At 58.7% G+C, this 21,459-nt stretch carries 21 protein-coding genes; 13 read left to right on the plus strand and 8 right to left on the minus strand.

The window, feature by feature from the left end; all coding sequences use genetic code 11:
* Positions 1-89: 89 nt before the first annotated feature.
* The 3 genes from EYC79_RS12550 to guaA all read left to right on the plus strand — a co-directional run bounded on the left by EYC79_RS12550 (position 90) and on the right by guaA (position 2,836).
* A complete protein-coding gene (locus tag EYC79_RS12550) occupies positions 90-548 on the plus strand; it encodes a PaaI family thioesterase (protein WP_062423657.1) in 459 nt (152 codons plus the stop codon).
* Positions 538-1,176 carry a 5'-methylthioadenosine/S-adenosylhomocysteine nucleosidase gene (locus EYC79_RS12555; protein WP_130978200.1) on the plus strand — a complete coding sequence of 213 codons (639 nt, stop codon included), beginning with the start codon at positions 538-540 and terminating at the stop codon, positions 1,174-1,176. Before EYC79_RS12550 ends, EYC79_RS12555 begins: the two co-directional genes overlap by 11 nt.
* 82 nt (positions 1,177-1,258) lie before the next feature.
* On the plus strand, positions 1,259-2,836 hold the full coding sequence (guaA, locus tag EYC79_RS12560) for a glutamine-hydrolyzing GMP synthase (RefSeq protein ID WP_062423655.1): 1,578 nt from the start codon (positions 1,259-1,261) through the stop codon (positions 2,834-2,836).
* A 208-nt stretch (positions 2,837-3,044) separates the two neighbouring features.
* On the opposite strand, the gene EYC79_RS12565 is transcribed toward guaA, so the two are convergent.
* Positions 3,045-3,833, minus strand: coding sequence for an SDR family oxidoreductase (locus EYC79_RS12565; RefSeq protein ID WP_130978201.1), 789 nt, complete (start codon positions 3,831-3,833; stop codon positions 3,045-3,047).
* Entirely contained in the window at positions 3,830-4,159 is a 330-nt protein-coding gene (locus EYC79_RS12570; protein WP_130978202.1) for a YybH family protein, read from the minus strand. The genes EYC79_RS12565 and EYC79_RS12570 overlap by 4 nt, the downstream gene beginning before the upstream one ends.
* Positions 4,160-4,255: 96 nt before the next feature.
* Between EYC79_RS12570 and EYC79_RS12575 the strand changes: the two genes are divergently transcribed.
* The 3 genes from EYC79_RS12575 (at position 4,256) to EYC79_RS12585 (ending at position 6,636) form a co-directional block, all read left to right on the plus strand.
* Positions 4,256-5,167 (plus strand): LysR family transcriptional regulator, encoded by a 912-nt coding sequence (locus tag EYC79_RS12575; protein WP_130978203.1) that lies wholly within the window; start codon positions 4,256-4,258, stop codon positions 5,165-5,167.
* A gap of 152 nt (positions 5,168-5,319) precedes the next feature.
* Complete coding sequence (locus EYC79_RS12580; protein WP_130978204.1) at positions 5,320-6,147, plus strand: DUF1206 domain-containing protein; 828 nt, start codon at positions 5,320-5,322, stop codon at positions 6,145-6,147.
* Positions 6,148-6,201: 54 nt separating this feature from the next.
* Positions 6,202-6,636 (plus strand): pyridoxamine 5'-phosphate oxidase family protein, encoded by a 435-nt coding sequence (locus EYC79_RS12585; protein ID WP_130978205.1) that lies wholly within the window; start codon positions 6,202-6,204, stop codon positions 6,634-6,636.
* A 320-nt stretch (positions 6,637-6,956) separates the two neighbouring features.
* Here EYC79_RS12585 and EYC79_RS12590 read toward each other — a convergent pair whose 3' ends face one another.
* Positions 6,957-7,733 carry an IclR family transcriptional regulator gene (locus tag EYC79_RS12590; protein ID WP_130978206.1) on the minus strand — a complete coding sequence of 259 codons (777 nt, stop codon included), beginning with the start codon at positions 7,731-7,733 and terminating at the stop codon, positions 6,957-6,959.
* A gap of 89 nt (positions 7,734-7,822) precedes the next feature.
* Between EYC79_RS12590 and EYC79_RS12595 the strand changes: the two genes are divergently transcribed.
* From EYC79_RS12595 to attM, 3 genes are read left to right on the plus strand one after another with little or no spacing between them, the layout of a single operon-like run.
* Entirely contained in the window at positions 7,823-9,277 is a 1,455-nt protein-coding gene (locus tag EYC79_RS12595) for an NAD-dependent succinate-semialdehyde dehydrogenase (protein ID WP_130978207.1), read from the plus strand.
* Between the two features lie 20 nt (positions 9,278-9,297).
* Positions 9,298-10,458: an iron-containing alcohol dehydrogenase gene (locus EYC79_RS12600; RefSeq protein WP_130978208.1), complete on the plus strand. Its 1,161-nt coding sequence runs from the start codon at positions 9,298-9,300 to the stop codon at positions 10,456-10,458.
* A gap of 44 nt (positions 10,459-10,502) precedes the next feature.
* Positions 10,503-11,294 carry an AttM family quorum-quenching N-acyl homoserine lactonase gene (attM, locus tag EYC79_RS12605; protein WP_165457024.1) on the plus strand — a complete coding sequence of 264 codons (792 nt, stop codon included), beginning with the start codon at positions 10,503-10,505 and terminating at the stop codon, positions 11,292-11,294.
* Positions 11,295-11,446: 152 nt separating this feature from the next.
* Here attM and EYC79_RS23455 read toward each other — a convergent pair whose 3' ends face one another.
* On the minus strand, positions 11,447-11,614 hold the full coding sequence (locus EYC79_RS23455) for a hypothetical protein (RefSeq protein ID WP_165457025.1): 168 nt from the start codon (positions 11,612-11,614) through the stop codon (positions 11,447-11,449).
* A 193-nt stretch (positions 11,615-11,807) separates the two neighbouring features.
* On the opposite strand from EYC79_RS23455, the gene EYC79_RS12610 reads away from it, so the two are divergent.
* The 4 genes from EYC79_RS12610 (at position 11,808) to EYC79_RS12625 (ending at position 16,232) form a co-directional block, all read left to right on the plus strand.
* Entirely contained in the window at positions 11,808-12,158 is a 351-nt protein-coding gene (locus tag EYC79_RS12610; protein ID WP_130978209.1) for an ArsC family reductase, read from the plus strand.
* Between the two features lie 5 nt (positions 12,159-12,163).
* The gene (gene ybaK, locus EYC79_RS12615; RefSeq protein WP_130978210.1) at positions 12,164-12,640 is read left to right on the plus strand and encodes a Cys-tRNA(Pro) deacylase; all 477 of its coding nucleotides are present in this window, start codon (positions 12,164-12,166) and stop codon (positions 12,638-12,640) included.
* A gap of 85 nt (positions 12,641-12,725) precedes the next feature.
* Positions 12,726-13,964 (plus strand): aminopeptidase, encoded by a 1,239-nt coding sequence (locus tag EYC79_RS12620; RefSeq protein ID WP_062443746.1) that lies wholly within the window; start codon positions 12,726-12,728, stop codon positions 13,962-13,964.
* 381 nt (positions 13,965-14,345) lie between these two features.
* Positions 14,346-16,232: an MFS transporter gene (locus tag EYC79_RS12625; RefSeq protein ID WP_062443744.1), complete on the plus strand. Its 1,887-nt coding sequence runs from the start codon at positions 14,346-14,348 to the stop codon at positions 16,230-16,232.
* Positions 16,233-16,304: 72 nt separating this feature from the next.
* Here the strand turns inward: EYC79_RS12625 and EYC79_RS12630 are convergent, their stop codons facing one another.
* The 4 genes from EYC79_RS12630 to EYC79_RS12645 form a co-directional block, all read right to left on the minus strand.
* On the minus strand, positions 16,305-17,711 hold the full coding sequence (locus EYC79_RS12630; protein WP_130978211.1) for a mannitol dehydrogenase family protein: 1,407 nt from the start codon (positions 17,709-17,711) through the stop codon (positions 16,305-16,307).
* A 2-nt stretch (positions 17,712-17,713) separates the two neighbouring features.
* On the minus strand, positions 17,714-18,910 hold the full coding sequence (gene uxuA, locus EYC79_RS12635) for a mannonate dehydratase (RefSeq protein ID WP_130978212.1): 1,197 nt from the start codon (positions 18,908-18,910) through the stop codon (positions 17,714-17,716).
* An 18-nt stretch (positions 18,911-18,928) separates the two neighbouring features.
* A complete protein-coding gene (locus tag EYC79_RS12640; protein WP_130978213.1) occupies positions 18,929-19,978 on the minus strand; it encodes an L-idonate 5-dehydrogenase in 1,050 nt (349 codons plus the stop codon).
* Between the two features lie 74 nt (positions 19,979-20,052).
* Positions 20,053-21,459 carry a TRAP transporter large permease gene (locus tag EYC79_RS12645; protein WP_062443734.1) on the minus strand — a complete coding sequence of 469 codons (1,407 nt, stop codon included), beginning with the start codon at positions 21,457-21,459 and terminating at the stop codon, positions 20,053-20,055.

Genomic DNA, 21,459 nt, shown 5'->3' on the forward strand with positions numbered 1-21,459 from the left:
CGGTTGGCAACAACCGACGGATCAGCCACCCTTGTCTTGCGCGTGAACGGACGCCATGTCATTTTTGCGTAAAAATGAAAGGCAGGGGAATGGCATTCACCGATCCTGGCGATTTTCGCCAGCGCATTGAAAAGAGCTTTGCACGTCAGGGCGTCGTACAGGCGATCAAAGCCGAGCTCTCGCGTATCGAGCACAGGCTGGTCGAAATCGAACTGCCCTTTCATCCCAAGCTGACCCAGCAACACGGTATTTTGCATGCAGGCGTCATCGCCGCAGCGCTCGACACCGCCTGCACCTATGCCGCCTACACCATCGTAGAGCCTGAAGCGTCTCTGTTGACGATCGAGTTCAAGGTCAATCTGATGTCTCCTGGGCGTGGTGAGCGTTTTCTCTTCCGCGGCGAAATCACCAAGCCTGGCAGCAACATCATCGTTGCCGACGGGCGCGCCTATGCAATCTCCGACGGACCAGCCAAACTGATCGCCTCGATGACCGGCACGATGATGGTTCTCAAGGGCCGCGAGGGGTTCAACGAAAATGAGCTATGAACTGGTCGATATCGACGGCAAGCGGCTTCTCTTCGTCATGGCGGCAGATGCCGAGTATGGCCCGCATCTGAAAGCCCGCTTCCGGCCGCTGATGACCGGCGTTGGCCCGGTGGAGGCTGCCGTCTCCTTGACCGCGGCACTAAGCGACCTCAACGGCCAGGCGCGCCTGCCGCATCTCGTCGTGTCTCTCGGCTCCGCCGGTTCGCGAAAGCTGGAACAGGCGGACGTCTACCAGGCGGCGAGCGTCTCCTACCGCGATATGGACGCCTCCGCCTTCGGCTTCGAAAGAGGGCGCACGCCCTTTCTCGATCTGCCGGCAGAGGTGCCGCTCCCATTCGTCATCCGTGAGATCCCCACTGCCCGGGTTTCAACCGGCGCTAACGTCGTATCCGGAAGTGCCTACGAGGCGATCGACGCCGACTTGGTGGAGATGGAGACCTTCGCGGTTCTGCGGGCTTGTCAGCGTTTCGGCGTTCCGCTGATCGGCTTGCGCGGCATCTCGGATGGCAAGGCCGACGTGCACCATATCGGTGATTGGACCGAATATCTGCACGTCATCGACGAGAGGCTGGCAGAGGCCGTCGACAGGCTGAAGGACGCCATAAAGGCTGGAGAGATTCCGCTCTAAAGCTTGCACTGAAGCCCATTTTCTGGCTTTTCAAGGCATCTGCCGGGTTGCCTTACGCCCGGCAATTCTTTAAAGGCTCGCCATGACCCAGATAGCCCATCCCGACAGCATCCTCATCATCGATTTCGGCAGCCAGGTGACGCAGCTGATTGCGCGCCGTATCCGCGAAGCCGGGGTCTATTGCGAAATTCACCCGTTCCAGAACGCCGCCGAGGCATTCGAGAAGATGCAGCCGAAGGGCGTCATCTTCTCCGGCGGCCCCGCATCTGTCACGGCAGAAGGAAGCCCGCGCGCACCGCAGGCGGTGTTCGATGCAGGCATCCCGATCCTCGGCATCTGCTACGGCCAGCAGACACTCTGCACCCAGCTGGGCGGCACGGTCGAAGGCGGCCATGCGGCGGAATTCGGCAGAGCCGATATCGAGATCAAGAAGGCAAGCCCGCTCTTCGACGGTTTCTGGGAGCTCGGCGGCCGTTACCCGGTCTGGATGAGCCACGGCGACCGCGTCACGCAATTGCCCGCCGGTTTCGAAGTGGCAGCGACCTCCGAGAACGCGCCATTCGCCATCGCAGTCAATGAAGAGCGCCGTTACTACACCACCATGTTCCACCCGGAAGTGGTTCACACCCCGGATGGCGCAAAGCTGCTTTCCAACTTCGTTCACAAGATCGTCGGCCTGAAATCAGACTGGACCATGGCCGCCTATCGCGCCGAGATGATCCGCAAGATCCGCGAGCAAGTCGGCGATGGTCGCGTGCTCTGCGCACTTTCCGGCGGCGTCGATTCTTCCGTTGCAGCGATCCTCATCCATGAGGCGATCGGCGATCAGCTGACATGCGTTTACGTCGATCATGGCCTGATGCGTCTGGCTGAAAGCGAGCAGGTCGTCGGCATGTTCCGCGATCATTACAATATCCCGCTCGTCCATGTGGATGCCTCCGACCTTTTCCTCACGGAACTGGCTGGCGTTTCCGACCCGGAAGTCAAGCGCAAGACCATCGGTCGCCTGTTCATCGAAACCTTCGAAGCCGAAGCTGCCAAGATCGCAGCCGACGGCAAGGGTGCTCCGGCGTTCCTGGCCCAGGGCACGCTCTATCCTGACGTCATCGAAAGCGTGTCCTTCTCTGGCGGCCCGTCCGTCACGATCAAGAGCCACCACAATGTCGGCGGCCTTCCCGAGCGCATGAACATGAAGCTGGTCGAGCCGCTTCGTGAACTGTTCAAGGACGAAGTCCGCGCCCTTGGCCGAGAACTCGGCCTACCGGAAAGCTTCATCGGACGTCACCCCTTCCCGGGCCCAGGTCTAGCGATCCGTTGCCCTGGCGTCGTGACGCGCGAGAAGCTCGATATTCTGCGCAAGGCGGATGCAATCTATCTCGACGAAATTCGCAAAGCGGGTCTCTATGACACCATCTGGCAGGCCTTTGCGGTTCTGCTGCCGGTCCAGACCGTGGGTGTTATGGGTGACTACCGCACCTATGACTTCGTCTGCGCATTGCGCGCGGTCACCTCGGTCGACGGCATGACGGCGGATTTCTATCCTTACGACATGAACTTCCTCGGTCGTGCGGCCACCCGCATCATCAACGAGGTCAAGGGCATCAACCGCGTGGTCTACGACGTGACGTCGAAGCCACCCGGCACGATCGAGTGGGAATAATCCCGCTTCCGCTGTGAACCGGCAGCAAGTTGCGAGAAAATGCTGAAAGCCCGCTTATTGCGGGCTTTCAGGTTTCTAGATATGGCGCATTGACCCGGCGTTACGCGATTGAATGACTGGCCATGAGGCTCTCTTTGCCCTGCTGGTCAGTACCTTGCCGTCGATGACCTCGTGACACTCTCTCGCCGCGGAGGGTTTGCGGGCCGCTTCAGACTGTCTTGATCGTACCGCCATCGATGACAAACTCGGCACCGTGGATCGCAGCGGCCCGGTCGGAGGCAAGGTAGGCAATAAGGTCGGCAACCTCTTCCGGTTCGGCTCCGCGCCCGATCGAGATCCCGCCCAGCGCATCGAGCACGGACTGACGCGCGTCTTCGATCGTGCCGCCATTGGCATTGCGCAGCATGTCGAGGAAGTCGCCCGCGGCATCGGTCATGATCCAGCCGGGAGAGACGGAATTGACCCGCACACCTTTGGGCCCGAGTTCTTTCGAAATCGACTTGCTGTAGGTTCTCAGCGCCGCTTTCGCAGCGGCATAGGCTGTCGTGGATTCGGGCAGCGGCAGCACGGACTGGATGGAGGTAACGTGCACGACGGTTCCCTGACCGCGCTCCAGCATCTGCGGGATTAACAGTCGGTCGAGCCGAACCGTTGCTAGCAGGTTGAGGTTCAGTTCGGCAAGCCAGTGCTCATCCGTCAGCGCAGCGAAGCCGCCCGCCGGTGAAGCAGAACCACCGATAACGTGAGCGAGGATATCGATACCGCCAAGCCGCTCGATTGCCGCTTTGGCCACCGCTTCGCTACCCTCAGCAGTGGTCAGGTCCGCCTGAACATATTCAACGCCTTCAACCGGATCTTTGATCGTGCGGGCAGCCGTGACGACACGAGCGCCGCCGGCGAGGAAGCGTTTCACCGTGGCGCGGCCGAGACCTTTGGTACCGCCGCTGACGAGCACACGCTTGCCGGCAAATTCATGGGGAAGTACCTGGACACTCATATCGTGGTCTCCAGGGTCTTGATGGCATTGTGCGCCAGCGTGAATCGATAGGTGAAGCGGAGTGGGCTGCCGGGGAAATCTCCGTGAGCAGGACCTTCGAGAACAACGTCGCCGTTTTCTTCCCGAACACTATCGGGCTCGAAGATCGCTTTGACCGCGATCGCTTCCTCCTCAAGCAGCTGGCGGATTTTAGCCTGGCCCACGTAATGCTTGCCGTTATCTATGAAGACCGCATCATTCGTGAATTGCTTCATCATGCCTTCCAGATCGAGACGCGCATTTGCCTCGATGTAATCGGCAATCGGTCGAGGTAGGTTCAGTGACATGTTCATCTCCTTCTAAGTGGTGCGGCTAATTTAGCGCTGGACTTTTCTCCCGATAAGCGAGATGAAACCGCATGAGGTGTAACGGAAATCGGGACAATGGCGCGCCACTCTCTCATAGAACTTGAGGCGGTCTTGGCCATTGTTCGGTGCGGTTCGTTTCGAGCAGCGGCTCTCGAACTCGGCATGTCGACCACGGCGATCAGCAGCGCTGTCGGCAAGCTTGAGCGGGAGCTTGCCGTTCGTTTGTTCAATCGCACCACGCGCAGCCTCTCGCTCACCTATGCGGGACGCATCTTCGTTGCACAGATCAAGCCGGCGCTGGAAAACATCCAGAAGGCGATGAACACAGCACGCTCCCAGCAGGAGACACCGTCCGGTACGTTGCGCATCAATACTTTCGCGACGGCGGCGCGCGAGATCATGGCGCCGCTGGTCCTGAACTATCTGCAGCGCTATCCCCAGGTGCATATCGACATCGTGACTGAGGGGCGGCTTGTCGACGTGGTGGCAGCGGGCTTCGATCTGGCAGTGCGCAGCGCCGATCTCGTGCCCGGCGACGCGATCGCAATACCGCTGGGCCAGATGCGGCGCATGGCCGTCGTCGCATCTCCTGCCTTTTTCCAAAACCAGGCTGTTCCCAAAGTGCCGCAGGATCTGCTGAACCACCCGTGTGTTCGGGCGCGGCTTCCCGATGGCACATTGCTCCGGTGGCGGTTCGAGAAGGGTGGCGAAAGCCTGCAACTCGACGTCGATGGGCCGATCACGCTCGACGAAGCCTCCCTTGCGCGGATCGCGGTGACGAGCGGTTTAGGTATCGGCTATTTCATGGAAATGGATGTCCGCGAAGACATCGCTGCAGGACGGCTTGTGCGCATCCTCGAAGACTGGACGCCGCCGCTCGTACCGCTGTGCCTCTATTATTATAATCGGCGCAATTCCTCGGCTGCCTTCCAGGCCTTCATCGCATTGGCGCGCGACTATGCCGCCGGACGGCTCGCGCAGCCCTGAGCTTTTATCTTTGCAGCCGCTGAAAATCGGTCTCGAAGACCCCACCTCTCCGAAAAGGTGACGAAGACTTCGGCACTTTTTTTACTCCCGGCTCAACCATTCATCCGCGCGGCGCGTTAGGGACCCATTGTTCCAAGCACTGCGGACCCGTCATGCCCTCAACCTTTCGATTCGATCTGCTCGCCAAGAGTGGTTACGCCGCACGCGGTATCGTCTTCATGCTCGTTGGCGGGCTGGCGCTGCTGTCCGGTGTCGCGGGTGAGAAAGCCGAGACGAAGTCGGCACTCTCGACGCTTCTGAACCAGCCGTTCGGACGCATCTGGGTCGGCGCCATCGGCATCGGGCTTCTCGGTTTCGTCTGTTGGCGGTTGGCGCAAGCCATTGCCGATACGGACGATCACGGCACCAGCGCAAAAGGGCTTGTCATTCGTACCGCTCTCATCGGAAGTGCGATTACCTATTTGGGTCTTGCCGGCTTTGCGCTCGGTCATAGCTTTCTTGCCGGTGGTGGCAATGAAGGATCTGGCGAGAAAGATCTTGCTCAATGGATCATGTCCCAGCCCTTCGGATCTTATCTGCTGATTGTGGTTGGAGCGGGCTTCGTCGTTGGCGGCGGTGTGACTGCTGCGAAGGGACTGACGCGAAAGTTCGAGCGCTATCTTCGCATCCCGGATCAGAACGCCATCGCCACCTGGATTTGCATCTACGGGCTCGTCGCGCGCGGCTTGGTGTTTGCCATGATGGGCATCCTGTTCATCACGGCGGGAATGAAGGTCGATCCGCAAGAGGCTGGCAGTATGGGCGATGCGATGCAGTGGCTGAGGCAGATGCCATTCGGCAGCGCTCTTTACATCTGCGTTGCGGCAGGGCTTGCCGCCTTCGGCATCTACAATCTCATCGAGGCCCGCTACCGTACGATCCCGAGCCCTTCCTTAAGCGCAGTCACGCGATCCGTGCGCTCCGCTTTGCCCGGGCGGTGATAGCGACGTTCCAAGACCTTCTGACGATCCAACGCTCAAGAAAAGGAGCCTTCCATGGCCAGTAAGACAATCGAAGACATTGCCTCAACGATGAAGAAGATCGACTTCTGCATGATGGCGACGCACGGCTCATCCGGCGCCATCACCAACCGCCCAATGAGCAACAATGGCGATGTCGCTTATGATGGCGATTCCTGGTTTTTCTCGATGAAGGATACCCACAAGGTCTCCCACATCAATCGCAATTCTCAGGTAACGCTTTCCTTCACCGAGTCGCCAAGCCTGCTTGGCAAACCCGGCATGTTCATTTCGATCGAGGGCGCGGCAGAACTCATAGAGGACAAGGCCGCCTTCGAGCGCCACTGGGTGTCCGACCTTGATCGCTGGTTCACGGAAGGCGTCGATACTCCCGGTTTGGTCCTGATCAAGGTGCGCGGCGTTCGCGTGCAGTACTGGGACGGGGAAGAAAACGGCACGATCGAACTCTAGAGCGCCGTGCGTCCTGTCGGACGCACAAAGGACGCTCTATCTTTTTTGATCTACGCATCGTGCTTTTTGGAAAGTCGATTCCGATTTTCGGGCCGGCGCTGTCACGCGTCTCGCGAACTTTCAGATTCGCTCCAAATGCTGTGGGTACTTCTCCTGCCGCATGTCGTTATCGCAAAGCCGTCACGCAGTTTTGCGCGGCATGCGGCAGGCTGGCATCGCGCAGAACTCGGCGGGTGGATTGACAATAGTGGGTCTGATCACAACCGCCCTTGCTTTGAGCCCCGTTGTTTCACATTCGGTCGACCGTCGAATCGATATCTTCAGGCTCCGCCGAGTCCTTCGGACATTCCCTTCGCGATCACCTGCAATTGCGCTCCGAGTTCAGATATTCTGTCGTCGCTTGCTTCGCTGCGCAACATACTGATCGCAATTCCTGCAACCGCGGAACCTGAGTGATCTCGAAGTGCTGCCCCAATACAGATCATCCCCTCACGGATTTGCCCATCGTCAATGGAAAAACCACGTTCTCGCGTGAGCTCGAGCTCCTTCTCAAGCTCTTCGACGGTGCGGACGCTCCGTTGCGTCAGGGGCTTGGGAAAATCGGCCAGCAGATGATCGAGTTCTTCACGTTTGAGATCCGACAACAGTATTTTGCCAGTGGCAGTAAACGGTGCCGCCAGTCTCATGCCGATGCGGAATGTCTGGCCTAAAGGCTGATCTGAGTTACGACAGCCAACATAGACGACCTCTGCGCCTTCGCGTACCGTCAGCGTAACAGTGTAGGGGTCAAGTTTTCGGTCCCGTGCAAGCACTTCCTGAAATGTCGTGACGATGTCGAGCTGCGACAAAAAGGCGTTCGCCCATCTGAGTGGATGAGGTCCAATCTTCAACGTTCCATCCTGCGACCTCGCCACAAGATCGAGCTCATTCATCACCGCCAGGAGTCCGTGGGCCGTGCTCTTCGGCAGACCAAGTGCGCGGGCGATTTCAGCAGCCGTCAGATTTTTGCCAGAGGCGAGAATATCGAGAATGCCAACTGCCCGGCGCAGGGCCGGTACCGTTTGCGCGGACGAAGAGTCGGGCTCGTCATTTTGCATTTCGTCTCCTTGACAGGATCGGCAACAGCGATCATAGTTCAATACACGGACCGCGGTTCAATTAGATGAACTTATCTGGAGATCGCACAGTGCTCAAGTTGAGAAATCCTCGCCTTCTTACAGATGCATGTTTGATCAACGGAGAATGGATTCAATCGGATAGTTCCCAAACGATCAAGGTTGAAAATCCGGCGACCGGGAAGGTCATCGCTGAAGTTCCGTCGCTGACGTCCAGCCAGGTAGCGCACGCTGTCGAGGCAGCTGAACGGGCTTTGGTCGGTTGGAGAACCCGCTCCGCCAAGGAGCGCGCATCCATACTGAGGCGCTGGTTCGATCTGATGGTAGCAAACGCCGACGATCTCGCAGCGCTGATGACGGCAGAACAGGGCAAGCCGCTCGCCGAAGCCAAGGGTGAAGCGCTTTATGCCGCCTCCTTCGTGGAGTGGTTTGCAGAGGAAGCAAAACGGGTCTACGGTGAAACCATTCCTGCGCCCACCACCGACAAACGCATCACCATCCTAAAACAGCCGATCGGTGTTTGCGCTGCCATCACGCCCTGGAATTTTCCGGCGGCGATGATCACCCGCAAGGCCGCGCCAGCGCTTGCCGCAGGCTGCACGATGATCGTCAAACCTGCAGAGCAGACGCCGCTTACAGCATTGGCGCTTGGCGTTCTTGCTGAGGAAGCCGGCATTCCCGCCGGTGTGCTGCAGGTGGTGACAGGCGAGGCACGGGAGATCGGAAAGATCTTTACCGAAAGCGACACGGTGAGGAAGATATCCTTCACCGGATCGACCGAAGTTGGACGCGTTCTAATGGCGCAATCGGCCCCGACGATCAAGAAACTCTCTCTCGAACTTGGCGGCAACGCACCGTTCATCGTCTTTGACGATGCCAATATCGATGCGGCAGTCGAAGGCGCGATTGCATCGAAGTATCGTAATGCCGGGCAGACATGCGTGTGCAGCAATCGCATCTATGTCCAGTCAGCAATCTTCGACATCTTTGCGCAGAAATTGGCCACAAAAGTGAAGGCGATGAAGGTCGGCATGGGTACCGAAGAGGGCGTGACGATCGGTCCGTTGATCGACGAGGACGCTGTCAAGAAGGTCGAGGAACATGTGGCCGACGCTCTGGCGAAAGGTGCTGCTATCATCACTGGCGGAGGAAGACATGCACTTGGCGGAACCTTCTTCGAGCCGACCGTTATTGCGGGCGCGACACAGACCATGAGGGTCGCGCGCGAGGAGACGTTTGGACCGGTTGCGCCACTCTTTCGCTTCGAGACGGAAGAAGAGGCGATTGCCATGGCCAACGACACCGAGTTTGGTCTGGCGGCGTATTTCTACACAGAAAACTTCAGCCGCACATGGCGCGTCGCGGAAGCGCTGGATTACGGCATGGTCGGTCACAACACCGGCCTGATCTCCAACGAGGTTGCCCCCTTCGGTGGCGTCAAGCAATCCGGCCTTGGCCGAGAGGGCTCCCACTTCGGCATCGATGAATATCTTGAAATCAAATATCTCTGCTCGGCTCTCAGCTGAGACGTGATCGGGAGGATACTATGACCATCAATCCGTTCGAGTTTCGAACCGTCCCCTCCATGCAGGTCGCCTGGGGCGGGGCAGCAAAGCTCGGTGAAATTCTGGCTGGCCGTTTCGTACAGCGAAAAGCGCTTCTCATAACCGACAGCGGTCTGGTAAAGGCAGGGCTCATCCAACCGATTGCCGAAGCGCTGTCTGTCAGCGGCTTTTCCGTCGAGACCTTCGACAAGGTGGTTGCCGATCCGCCCGAACATGTGGTTGCGGAATGCGTCGCCTCCGCCAAAGCCTTCGGCGCGGATATCGTCATCGGTCTTGGCGGCGGTTCGTCGCTCGATATCGCGAAGCTTGTGGCTGTGCTTCTGGTTTCCGATCAGTCACTCTCGGACATGTACGGCATCGGCAACGTCAAAGGTTCGCGTGCGCCTCTGGTACTGGTTCCGACCACGGCAGGAACGGGCTCCGAGGTCACCAATATCTCGATCATCACCACCGGCGAGACCACCAAGATGGGCGTCGTTTCGCCTCAGCTTTATGCGGATTTCGTGCTGCTTGACGCAGAGTTGACGGTGGGCCTGCCGCAAGTCCACACCGCTGCCACAGGCATTGATGCAATGGTTCACGCGATCGAAGCCTATACCAGCAAGCACAAGAAAAACCCGCTCTCCGATTGCTTGGCACGCGAAGCCCTGCGTCTCTTGGGAGACAATCTGGTCGCAGCCTGCAAGGATGGCAAAAACCGTCACGCAAGAGAGGCCATGTTGCTCGGCGCCACGCTGGCCGGTCAAGCCTTCGCCAACTCGCCGGTAGCGGCCGTGCATGCTCTCGCTTATCCGCTTGGCGGACACTACCACATTCCCCACGGCCTCTCTAATGCTCTTATGCTCGGCCCCATCCTTCGTTTTAACGCCGCTGCAGCAGCACCGCTTTATGCTGAGCTTGCCGACGTATTGAAGGTGCCGGGCGAAGGTGACGCGACCACGCGATCCACCGCATTCGTTCAGCACATGGAAAAGCTGATGGACGAGAGCGGTGCGCCGCGCCGTTTGAGAGATGTCGGCGTTACCGACAACAGCCTCGCAATGTTGGCATTGGACGCCATGAAGCAGACGCGTCTGCTCGTCAACAACCCCGTCGAGGTGCGCGAGGAGGATGCGCTGGCGCTTTATCGGGAAGCGTTCTGATCACCGAAACCATTCAGAAATCTACTCTCAGGGAGGAAACGTTTATGACCGATATCAGGCTTTATATGCTTCAATCCGGAACCTTGAAGTGCAAGGTGCACAACATCAAGATGAACCAGGGAGACGGCGCGGACTACGAAATTCCCGTTCCTTTCTTCCTGATCACCCACCCGGACGGGCATACGGTCATCGATGGCGGCAACGCGATCGAAGTGGCGACCGACCCGCGCGGCCATTGGGGCGGCGTGTGCGATGTCTATTGGCCGGTTCTGGACAAGGATCAGGGCTGCGTCGATCAGATAAAGGCGCTCGGCTTCGACCCTGCTGACGTCAAATACGTCGTCCAGTCCCACTTGCATCTCGATCACACTGGCGCCATCGGTCGCTTTCCCAATGCCACCCATATCGTCCAACGCCGGGAGTATGAATACGCCTTCACGCCGGACTGGTTTGCGGCAGGCGGCTATATCCGAAAGGACTTCGATAAGCCGGGCCTGAAATGGCAGTTCCTCAACGGCGCGGATGACGATCTGTACGACATCTACGGCGATGGCACCCTGACGACCATATTCACCCCCGGACACGCTCCGGGTCACCAGTCCTTCCTGGTGCGAGTGCCGGATAGCAAGCCGTTGTTGCTCACCATCGACGCTGCCTACACGCTCGATCACTGGGAAGAAAAGGCATTGCCAGGCTTCCTCGCCTCCACTGTGGACACCGTGCGTTCCGTACAGAAACTCAGAACAATTGCCGATAAGATAGATGCGATCGTGGTGACGGGGCATGACCCCGACGCTTGGTCGACCTTCAAAAAAGCTCCCGAATATTACGGCTGATATGCCGTTCTCATCGGCGGCGAGGCTCCATCCCCGTCGCAAAGGTTGAACTCAGTTTCAAAAACGGAAAAACCGGGCTCTGCATCAAGCAGAGCCCGGCCTTTTTGATTGAGCTTTACGGTGCGCAGCACTTCAAGGCGCGCGACTAAATGTTACAGCTGAACCTTGTCGAAAGCCTTGGGATCGATGCCAAGCGCATCGAGATCAGAACCGGCAGGCTTGCGGTGCGCACGCACAGCGGCGGAAACCGAAACGGCGGCGCCGAAAACAGCAAGGGTTTCACTGAAAAACTTACGCGATGTCTTTGCAACCGAACGCATTTCTTTCTCCTTTTGGGTTAACCTGAATATGGGTAAATCCACCCGTTTCTACAACTCGTGATATAGCGGGGGAGCCATGCGGCAGAGCTCGAACTCCTTTGGATGACAGCTACGGCAAATTTGCATGGGTAATGGCGCTTTGACTGCGGCCCGGATTTTGTTAATCCGTGGACATGAAGGGAGACTAAAAATCATGGCGACGGTCATTTACGGCATCAAGAACTGCGACACGATGAAGAAGGCGCGCAGCTGGCTGGAAGCGCATGGCATCGATGCCGCCTTTCATGATTACAAGACGCAAGGGGTTGATCGCGCCCGTCTGGAAGCCTGGTGCGAGGCGGCGGGATGGGAAACCGTTCTGAACCGGGCGGGCACCACTTTCAAGAAACTGGACGATGCGCAGAAAGCCGATCTGACGCAGGAAAAGGCGATCGGGCTCATGCTGGAGCAGCCGTCGATGATCAAGCGCCCGGTTCTGGAAAGCGAAGACAAAATCACCGTCGGCTTCAAGCCGGATACTTACGCTTCGATTTTCGGCAAGTAGGCTCCATGTCCAAGACGACCCGTGCAACGCAGATGCTGACCAAGGCCGGCGTGGCTTTTACCACCGTATCCTATGAGTACGATCCGAATGCCGAGCGCATCGGTCTTCAGGCAGCGGAGTCCATTGGCGAGCCGCCGCATCTGGTGCTGAAGACGCTGATGGCCGATGTGGACGGCAGGGCCGTCTGCGTTGCCGTCCCATCGGACCGGGAGGTCAGCATGAAAAAGCTGGCGGCAGCCTTTGGCGGAAAGTCCGCCCATATGATGAAGCCGGCCGATGCCGAGCGAGCAACCGGTTACCATGTGGGCGGCATCAGCCCGTTCGGGCAGAAGAAGATGGTTCCAACGGCGATCGAGGTTCAGTCGATGGAACATGCATACGTCTATATGAATGGCGGCCAGCGCGGGCTGCAGGTGCGCCTTTCGCCCAAAGATGCACTCGCTGCCTTGAAGGCGAAGGCTGCATCGCTTGTCGCAGACTGAGCATTGCCGTCTGGGAAGGTGGTTGGCTTTCCCGATGGATGGTCTATTGTCCAAACCCATTCAAGCAGACATGTGAAGGCAGATCATGAGCGTTTCTCCTATCGATCCCGTCAAACTCGAAAAGCTGGCCGAAGTCGCCGTCAAGATTGGACTTCAGCTCCAGAAGGATCAGGATCTGGTGATCACGGCACCGCTGGCGGCCTTGCCGCTGGTCCGTTTCTTGACCAAGCACGCCTATATGGCAGGCAGCGGCCTGGTCACCACCTTCTATTCCGATGAGGAAACGACGCTGGCGCGCTATCGCCATGCAAGTGACGCCAATTTCGACAAGGCGTCCAGCTGGCTCTACGAAGGCATGGCAAAGGCTTACGCCAACGGCGCAGCAAGACTGGCGATTTCCGGCGACAACCCCATGCTTCTGTCCGAACAGGACCCGACCAAAGTCGCGCGCGCCAACAAGGCCAACTCAACGGCCTACAAGCCGGCGCTTGAGAAGATTTCCAACTTCGACATCAACTGGAACATCATCTCCTACCCCAACCCATCCTGGGCCAAGCAGGTCTTCCCGGATGTCAGCGAAGACGACGCCGTTCATAAGCTCGCGGATGCGATCTTCGCAGCATCGCGTGTGGATGTTGCCGATCCGGTGGCAGCCTGGGTGGAGCACAATGCCAATCTTGCCAAGCGCTCCAAGTGGCTGAATGGCGAGCGTTTCGCCTCGCTGCGCTTCACAGGTCCCGGCACCGATGTCACCATCGGCCTTGCAGACGGCCATGAATGGCACGGCGGCGCCTCGATGGCGAAGAACGGTGTTACCTGCAATCCGAACATCCCGACCGAGGAAGTTTTCACCACACCCCATGCGCTGCGTGTGGACGGTTATGTCTCCAGCACCAAGCCGCTCTCCCATCAGGGCACGCTGATCGACAATATCCAGGTGAAGTTCGAGGCCGGCCGCATCGTTGAGGCCAAGGCCTCGAAGGGTGAATCGGTGCTGAACAAGGTGCTCGACACCGACGAGGGTGCGCGGCGCCTCGGCGAAGTGGCGCTGGTGCCGCATTCCTCGCCGATTTCAGCGAGCGGTATTCTGTTCTACAACACGCTGTTCGACGAAAACGCCTCCTGCCATATCGCGCTCGGCCAGTGCTATTCCAAGTGCTTCATCGACGGGGCGACGCTCAGCCAGGATCAGATCAAGGCACAAGGCGGCAATTCCAGCCTGATTCACATCGACTGGATGATCGGCTCCGACAAGGTCGATATCGACGGCATCAAGCCCGATGGCTCCGTCGTGCCCGTTATGCGCAAGGGTGAGTGGGCCTGATCTCCGCACAGGCCTCCTAGAGCGCCGTGCTTCCTTTTGGACGCACGGACGCTCTACCTTTTGAATCGACGCACCGTGCTTTCCGAAAATCGACTCCGATTTTTCGGGCCGACGCTGCAGGATGAGAGGCCCGGCCCGCCACTGCGGTAGAGCGATTGGCGACAGCGATCGTAACGGATCGCTGCTCCTACCCGCTAATCCCTGTCGATCGGTCCTGAAGAGCGTGCGTCTATTAGACTAAAGTCATAAGCCAAAAGCATCGCTCTTCCTTTCGTTAAAATTCTGTCACTTTGCAATCAGGTGCATCGCGCCCGGAAGGGCCAGTTCGAGGGGAGTCGAGCTGTTGCGATGCGTCTTCTTGATTTCTGTGGAGGACAGCCAATGGCAAATATAGCAGCGACGGGCGTGGAAAAGGCCCGCCCCATGACGGGGGAGGAGAAGAAGGTCATTTTCGCCTCTTCTCTCGGTACGGTTTTTGAGTGGTACGACTTTTATCTCTATGGTTCGCTCGCCATCTATATCGGCGCGAACTTCTTCAGCCAGTATCCGGAAACGACGCGCAACATTTTCGCGCTTCTGGCCTTTGCGGCAGGCTTTCTCGTTCGTCCCTTCGGCGCTCTGGTCTTCGGCCGTCTCGGTGATATCGTCGGACGTAAATACACCTTCCTCATCACCATTCTGATCATGGGCTTCTCGACCTTTGTGGTCGGTATTCTGCCAGGTGCCGCACAGATCGGTATTGCAGCGCCCATCATCCTGATTTTGCTGCGCATGCTTCAAGGTCTGGCGCTGGGCGGTGAGTACGGCGGTGCTGCAACCTACGTGGCAGAGCACGCGCCGAATGGTCGTCGCGGCTATTATACCTCGTGGATCCAAACCACCGCGACACTCGGACTCTTCCTGTCGCTGGTCGTCATTCTCGGCGTACAGTTCAGCCTCGGCAAGGAAGCCTTTGCAGCCTGGGGCTGGCGCATTCCATTCCTGCTCTCCGTCATTCTGCTCGGCGTATCGGTCTGGATCCGTCTGAAAATGAATGAATCCCCTGCCTTCAAGAAGATGAAGGAAGAGGGTAAGACCTCCAAGGCCCCGCTCAGCGAAGCCTTCGGTCAATGGAAAAACGCCAAGATCGCCATCATCGCACTTCTCGGTGCGGTCGTCGGTCAGGCAGTCGTCTGGTATACGGGCCAGTTCTACGCCCTCTTCTTCCTCCAGAGCATTCTGAAGGTGGATGGCCAGTCGGCAAACATCATGGTCGCCTGCGCTCTTCTGCTCGGCACCGGCTTCTTCGTTCTCTTCGGTTGGCTCTCCGATAAGGTCGGCCGCAAGCCCATCATCATGGCTGGCCTCGTTCTGGCGATGCTGACCTACTTCCCGCTGTTTAAAGCGCTCACATGGGCGGGCAACCCGGCCCTTGCCGAGGCCCAGGCGACCGTTCGGGCAACCGTGACGGCTGCTCCCGGCGACTGCAAGTTCCAGTTCAACCCAACGGGCACGGCAAAGTTCACGACATCCTGCGATATCGCAACCTCGTTCCTGACCCGTAACTCCGTTCCTTATGATGTGGTGGAAGGTCCGGCCGGACAACCCGCCACCGTCAAGATCGGCAACACCACCGTAAACAGCTACGACGCTGTTGCAGCAGGTGCAGACGCAGCCGCCAAGGATCGCGCTTTCCAGAAGCAGATCAACATTGCCCTGCATGACGGCGGTTATCCGCTGGTTCGTGGCGCCGCTCAGGTTCCAGCCGCAAAGCTCGACGCTTTTGTTGCTGCAAACCCTGAATTGGCGCTCAACGCCGATGCCATCCGGGCAACGCCTTCCAAAACCGTACCCGTCGACAAGCTTGTCACCGACAAGCTGCTGACGCCGGCGGAAGCCAATGGCGCAACCGACATGGCCGTCTATACGGTTCCGGGCGGCGGTGCCTTCAGCATGGTTGCCGATCCGGCAGCCGTAAACTGGGTGGTCATCATCGCGGTTCTGACCGTACTCGTCATCTATGTGACGATGGTCTACGGCCCGATCGCAGCGCTTCTGGTCGAGCTCTTCCCGACCCGCATCCGCTACTCCGGCATGTCCCTGCCCTACCACATCGGTAACGGCTGGTTCGGTGGTCTGCTACCTGCAACGGCTTTTGCGATGAGCGCTGCCAAGGGCGATATCTACTACGGACTCTGGTACCCGATCGTCTTTGCCGGCATCACGCTTGTGATCGGTCTGCTCTTCCTGCCGGAAACGAAGGACCGCGACATCCACAAGATGGATTGAGGATCTCTCATATCCAAAAGAAGAACCCGGCGAGACGATCGCCGGGTTTTTTGTTGCTCGAAAATGGGAAGCTTAGGCCTTCAGGCCCTGCAGTTCGGCATTGACGCGATCGCGCCAGGGGCGGTTCTGAACGAGTGCTGGCGGGAACAGTCCGTCGATAGCAAAGAAGGACGCCGACGGGTCGCTCGGATCGACATTGCCCGCGGCGACAAGGATTTCCTCGCGACGCGGATCGTCGAGATTTCCGCGCTTGTGGATCGAGGCGATCCAGAGCGCGATCACATAGGCAAACTCCGCAGCATCTCGTCCCGCCTCCAGCGTTTCCACGGTTGCCGCCAGAACGCGCTGCGGCAGCTTCTGGCTGGTGTCCATGGCGATCTGGATATTCTTGTGGGCAATCGTCGGATTGGCAAAGCGCTCGACGAGCTCATCCATATAGGCAGGCAGCTCAATGCCCGGCACCGGATCGAGTGTCTTGACCGCGGCCTGCATGTGCCGCCTGACCTTCTCGACGAATTCCGGCACAGCCATCACGTCGCGCACGAACTCCAGATCGTTGAGAATGCCAAGATGGGCAATCATCGTGTGCGGACCGTTCAGCAGACGCAGCTTCATCTTCTCATAGGGTTCGACGGCCTTGGCGAAGACGGCACCGCCCGCTTCCCAAGCGGGTCGACCAGAGACGAAATTCTCTTCGATGACCCACTGCATGAAAGGCTCTGTCTCGATCGACAGCGTGTCTTCAACACCGAGCAGAGCTTGCGCGCGTGCGCGGCTTTCGGCCGTTGCCGCTGGAACGATGCGGTCGACCATGCTGCACGGGAATGCACCATTTTCGGCAATCCAGCGCGCCAGTTCGGGATCGCGACGCTCCGCCATGTCGAGGACGAGGTGACGAACCACGTGACCGTTGGAGGGGAGGTTGTCGCAGCAGAGAACGGTGTAAGGAGCGATCCCCTTCTCACGACGCTTCGCAAGACCCTCAACGAGGAAACCGACCGCACCGACCGGCGCGTGAGGATTGGCAAGATCGGCCGCGACGGAAGGATGCTTCAGGTCCAGACCACCCGTGACGGGGTCAAGACCATAGGCCTTCTCGCTGACCGTCAGTGTGACGATCTTGATGGTTTCGTTGGCAAGATAATCGAGCACATCCGTGCCGCGTTCTGCAGCGCAAAGCCAATCAACCGTGGCGCCGATGACTTCCGCCGTGTCGCCCTCTGCGTTACGAACGATGATCGAGTAGAGACCATCCTGCTCGGCAAGCGCTTCCACCGGATCAGGGGACCGTAGATTGACTGCAACGATGCCCCAGCCGCCGAACTGTTCCGACAAAGCCCGCTGCGTATAGACGGCCTGATGTGCGCGGTGGAAAGCGCCGAGCCCCATGTGGATGATGCCGGGCTGCAAATTCGCGCGGTCATAGGAAGGCTGTGCAACGACATCAGGCAATAGGGTTGAAGAAGACAATCTGCTCATAATCAAATGATTCCATAGTTGGGATGAGAAAGGGTACGTTCGATACCGCGAAGTTCCGCGAGACCCTTCAGCCGGCCGATAGCCGGATAACCGGGCTGGGCGCCGCGGGTCACATCATCCAGGATTTCCTGTCCGTGATCCGGTCGCATGGGTATTTGATGATCGGAAAGACCGGCATCCAGGCGGCGCTTCTCTTCTGCGAGAAGGGCAGCAATCACCGCAACCATATCCGTTCCACCTTCCAGATGCTCGTCCTCAAAGAAGGAGCACGGCACGGTATCGGTGTCGCGGGTGACGTTGCGCAGGTGAACGAAGTGGATGCGATCGGCAAAGCGCTTGGCGATGAAAGGCAGGTCGTTATCCTGTCGCGCACCAAGAGAGCCGGTGCAAAGGGTCACGCCGTTCGCGCGGCTATCGACCGCTTTGAGCATATGTGCGTAATCCTCTTCCGTCGAGAGAATGCGCGGCAGACCGAGCAACGGCCACGGCGGGTCGTCGCCATGGGCGCAGAGATTGATGCCGACCTCTTCGGCCACCGGTACGACCTCGGAGAGAAAATCGATGAGATTCTGCTGCAGCCTTGCCCGATCAATACCGTGATAGCTGCGCAACTTCTCCAGAAGCTGATCAAGCGTGTAGCCATCGGCGGAGCCGGGAAGGCCAGCGCCGATGTTCCTGCCAAGTGCCGCAATCTTCGCGTCCGGCATATCGGCAAAGCGGCGCGCCGCCTCGTCCACCAGCCAATCGGGATAATCGGCAGCGGCATTCGGGCGCTTGAGAATATGGATATCGAAAGCAGCAAAATCGGTCAGGTCGAAGCGCATTGCTCTCGCCCCGTGGCGGGTTTCCCATCTGAGATCGGTTCGTGTCCAATCCAGCACCGGCATAAAATTGTAGCAGACGGTGCGGATACCGCTCGCTGAAAGTCGGCGAAGCGTTTCCTGCCAGTTAGTGATGTGCTGCTTCCAGTTGCCTGTCTGGGTCTTGATGTCTTCCGACATCCAGACGCTTTCCACCACATCCCAATAGAGCCCGCCCGCCTTAATCTCCGCATGACGCTTCTGGATTTCGTCGACAGGCCAGACATTGCCGGTTGGAATGTGATGCAACGCGCTGACGATACCGACGGCACCGGCCTGTGCGGCGTCCTGAACCGTTACTCTGTCCACTGGCCCGAACCAGCGCCATGTGTGTCTCATGATCCTATCCTCTGAATTTTAACTCTGGTCGCTGAAGGTGATCTGCACCTTGCAGGCCACCTGGCGGTCACCGGCCTGTTCGAAGGCCGCAACCGCCTGTTCAAGCGGAAAATGATGCGAAATGATCGGCCGCACATCAATGGCGCGAGACGAGATCAGCGAGACGGCCTCACCAAACTCTGCGTCGAAACGTTGCGACCCGCGCCAGTTGATTTCCTTGCCAACCAAAAGGTTGAGCGGGATGGTGATGTCTCCCGCCACGCCCACCTGCACAAGTGTCCCGCGCGGCTTGATGGCACTGAAGGCGGATCGAAGCGCAGGCGCGGCGGCCGAGCAATCGAAGACCACGTCGAAGCTACCCTTGTTTTCCTGATAAGGCGCTAGCGCCTCTGGGTTACTGGCAACGTTGATTGTTCCTGTCGCCCCCATGGCCGGTGCGCGGGCGATGGCAGCATCTGTAAGGTCGGTCACGATGATCTCGGCCGCACCGGCATGTTTTGCCGCGGCGACGGTCAGAAGCCCGATCGGCCCCGCTCCGGTGACGAGCACGCTTTGGCCGGAAAGATCGCCCGCTTGCGCAACGGCATGCAGGCAAACGGCGAGCGGTTCGGCACAGGCGGCCTCATGCGCGCTCACGCCCTCGGCGAGGGCAAAACATTGCTTCGCAGGCACGACCAGATGATCACGAAACATGCCCTGCTCATGCGGCAGTCGCATGGCGCTTCCCATGAAACGCATGTCGAGGCAATGGATGGGTTGTCCCTTGAGGCAATAAGCGCATTGGCCACAGGGCTGCGATGGATTGACGGCTACCAGCGCACCGATCGCAAGACCGCTGACACCCGCGCCGAGTTGCTCGACATAGCCTGAGGCTTCATGGCCGGAAATGATCGGCTCGCGCACCTGTACAGGCCCGAAACCGCCATCCTGATAATAATGCAGGTCCGATCCGCAGATGCCTCCGGATGCCATGCGCAGAAGGACTTCGCCTTCACCCGGTGCGGAATATTCCTGCGTTTCGACCCTAAGATCTCTTTTGCTGTAAAGACGCGCCACGCGTGTCAGCATTTCCAGTCGACTTTCCTTGTCGTGACAGAGGAGGTCCGCGCGAGCCTAAACCCGCGCGGACCGATTTCATAACCCTATCGGATCAGACCCATTTCCGTTGGCAGCCACAGCGTGATTGCCGGAATGAAGGTGATCAGGATCAGCGCCACGAAGAGCGGAACGAGCCATGGCAGAATGGCCATCGTCGTGCGCTCCACCGAGAGCTTTGCCACACGGGACAGAACGAAGAGCACCATGCCGAGTGGCGGATGCAGGAGACCGATCATCAGGTTCAACGTCATGATCAGACCGAAATGCACCGGATCGATATGGAACTGCAAGACCAGCGGCAACAGGATCGGCACCAGAATGGTGATGGCCGCGATCGTGTCGAGGAAGCAGCCGACGAACAGCATCAACAGGTTGACCAGCAAGAGGAAGATCCATTTGCTGTCGGTCAGAGTCAGGATCGCTGCGGAGAGCAGTTGGGCCGCCTGGCTGACTGTCAGAAGCCATGCAAAGACCGAAGCCGCCGCCACGATGAATAGAACCGATGCCGTGGTTTCGATCGTGTCGAATGTCGCCTTCGCCAGCGTTTTGAACGTCATCGTGCGATAACGAACAAGACCGAGAAAAAGCGACCAGAGGACGGCCGCGACCGCCGCTTCCGTCGGCGTGAACCAGCCCATCGTCATGCCGCCGATGAGAATGACAGGCGTCATCAGCGCCATCACGGCGGAGAAGTCGAAGTACCAGTCACAGAAGATCAGCACCGCCAGCACGATCAGGATGGAGAGGTTCAGCGACATGCCGAATAGGGTCAGCACGTAGATGCTGGCGGGAACGAGCATGACGATGAAGACTTCCAGCGAGGCACCGAAGATGGTGCGCAGGCTGAAGGGTGTGTCCGAGCCCCATTGCTTGACGTAGGCGAAGACCGCAACCGTGATCATCATCAACAACGTCATGACGACACCGGGCACGATGCCCGCCATGAACAACGCGCCGATGGAAACGTTGGCCATCATCCCGTAAATGACGAAAGGCAACGAGGGCGGGAAGATAGGCCCAAGCGTTGCCGAAGCGGCGGTGACGCCGACAGCGGCTTCCACCGGGTAGCCGTGATCCTTCATCGCCTTGATTTCGATGGTGCCGATGCCGGCGGCGTCTGCCAGTGCGGTGCCGGACATGCCGGAGAAGATCACCGAGCCGATGATATTGACCTGTGCCAGGCCACCCTTCATCCAGCCGACGAGGGCGACGGCGAAGGAATAGATGCGCCCCGTCACGCCGGCGGAGTTCATCAGGTTTCCGGCCAGAATGAAGAACGGCACTGCGAGAAGCGGAAAGCTTTCAACGCCCGCGATCATGCGTTGCGCCGCGATGATATCCGGCGCGACATTATAGAAAACGATGTAAAGCAACGACGACGTCGCCATCGAGATAGCCACCGGCAGGCCGACGACCATCAGAAGGAGGAAAGAACCGATCAGCAGCAGCAT

Origin of the sequence: Agrobacterium cavarae, assembly GCF_004310285.1 — a bacterium.
In the GTDB taxonomy this organism is placed as follows: domain Bacteria; phylum Pseudomonadota; class Alphaproteobacteria; order Rhizobiales; family Rhizobiaceae; genus Agrobacterium; species Agrobacterium cavarae.

Coding starts and splice junctions, on each gene's coding strand:
- EYC79_RS12550 (WP_062423657.1), top strand. CDS start 90: ATGGCATTCACCGATCCTGGCGATTTTCGCCAGCGCATTGAAAAGAGC.
- EYC79_RS12555 (WP_130978200.1), top strand. CDS start 538: ATGAGCTATGAACTGGTCGATATCGACGGCAAGCGGCTTCTCTTCGTC.
- guaA (WP_062423655.1), top strand. CDS start 1,259: ATGACCCAGATAGCCCATCCCGACAGCATCCTCATCATCGATTTCGGC.
- EYC79_RS12565 (WP_130978201.1), bottom strand. CDS start 3,833: ATGAGTGTCCAGGTACTTCCCCATGAATTTGCCGGCAAGCGTGTGCTC.
- EYC79_RS12570 (WP_130978202.1), bottom strand. CDS start 4,159: ATGTCACTGAACCTACCTCGACCGATTGCCGATTACATCGAGGCAAAT.
- EYC79_RS12575 (WP_130978203.1), top strand. CDS start 4,256: ATGGCGCGCCACTCTCTCATAGAACTTGAGGCGGTCTTGGCCATTGTT.
- EYC79_RS12580 (WP_130978204.1), top strand. CDS start 5,320: ATGCCCTCAACCTTTCGATTCGATCTGCTCGCCAAGAGTGGTTACGCC.
- EYC79_RS12585 (WP_130978205.1), top strand. CDS start 6,202: ATGGCCAGTAAGACAATCGAAGACATTGCCTCAACGATGAAGAAGATC.
- EYC79_RS12590 (WP_130978206.1), bottom strand. CDS start 7,733: ATGCAAAATGACGAGCCCGACTCTTCGTCCGCGCAAACGGTACCGGCC.
- EYC79_RS12600 (WP_130978208.1), top strand. CDS start 9,298: ATGACCATCAATCCGTTCGAGTTTCGAACCGTCCCCTCCATGCAGGTC.
- attM (WP_165457024.1), top strand. CDS start 10,503: ATGACCGATATCAGGCTTTATATGCTTCAATCCGGAACCTTGAAGTGC.
- EYC79_RS23455 (WP_165457025.1), bottom strand. CDS start 11,614: ATGCGTTCGGTTGCAAAGACATCGCGTAAGTTTTTCAGTGAAACCCTT.
- EYC79_RS12610 (WP_130978209.1), top strand. CDS start 11,808: ATGGCGACGGTCATTTACGGCATCAAGAACTGCGACACGATGAAGAAG.
- ybaK (WP_130978210.1), top strand. CDS start 12,164: ATGTCCAAGACGACCCGTGCAACGCAGATGCTGACCAAGGCCGGCGTG.
- EYC79_RS12620 (WP_062443746.1), top strand. CDS start 12,726: ATGAGCGTTTCTCCTATCGATCCCGTCAAACTCGAAAAGCTGGCCGAA.
- EYC79_RS12625 (WP_062443744.1), top strand. CDS start 14,346: ATGGCAAATATAGCAGCGACGGGCGTGGAAAAGGCCCGCCCCATGACG.
- EYC79_RS12630 (WP_130978211.1), bottom strand. CDS start 17,711: ATGAGCAGATTGTCTTCTTCAACCCTATTGCCTGATGTCGTTGCACAG.
- uxuA (WP_130978212.1), bottom strand. CDS start 18,910: ATGAGACACACATGGCGCTGGTTCGGGCCAGTGGACAGAGTAACGGTT.
- EYC79_RS12640 (WP_130978213.1), bottom strand. CDS start 19,978: ATGCTGACACGCGTGGCGCGTCTTTACAGCAAAAGAGATCTTAGGGTC.
- EYC79_RS12645 (WP_062443734.1), bottom strand. CDS start 21,459: ATGCTGCTGCTGATCGGTTCTTTCCTCCTTCTGATGGTCGTCGGCCTG.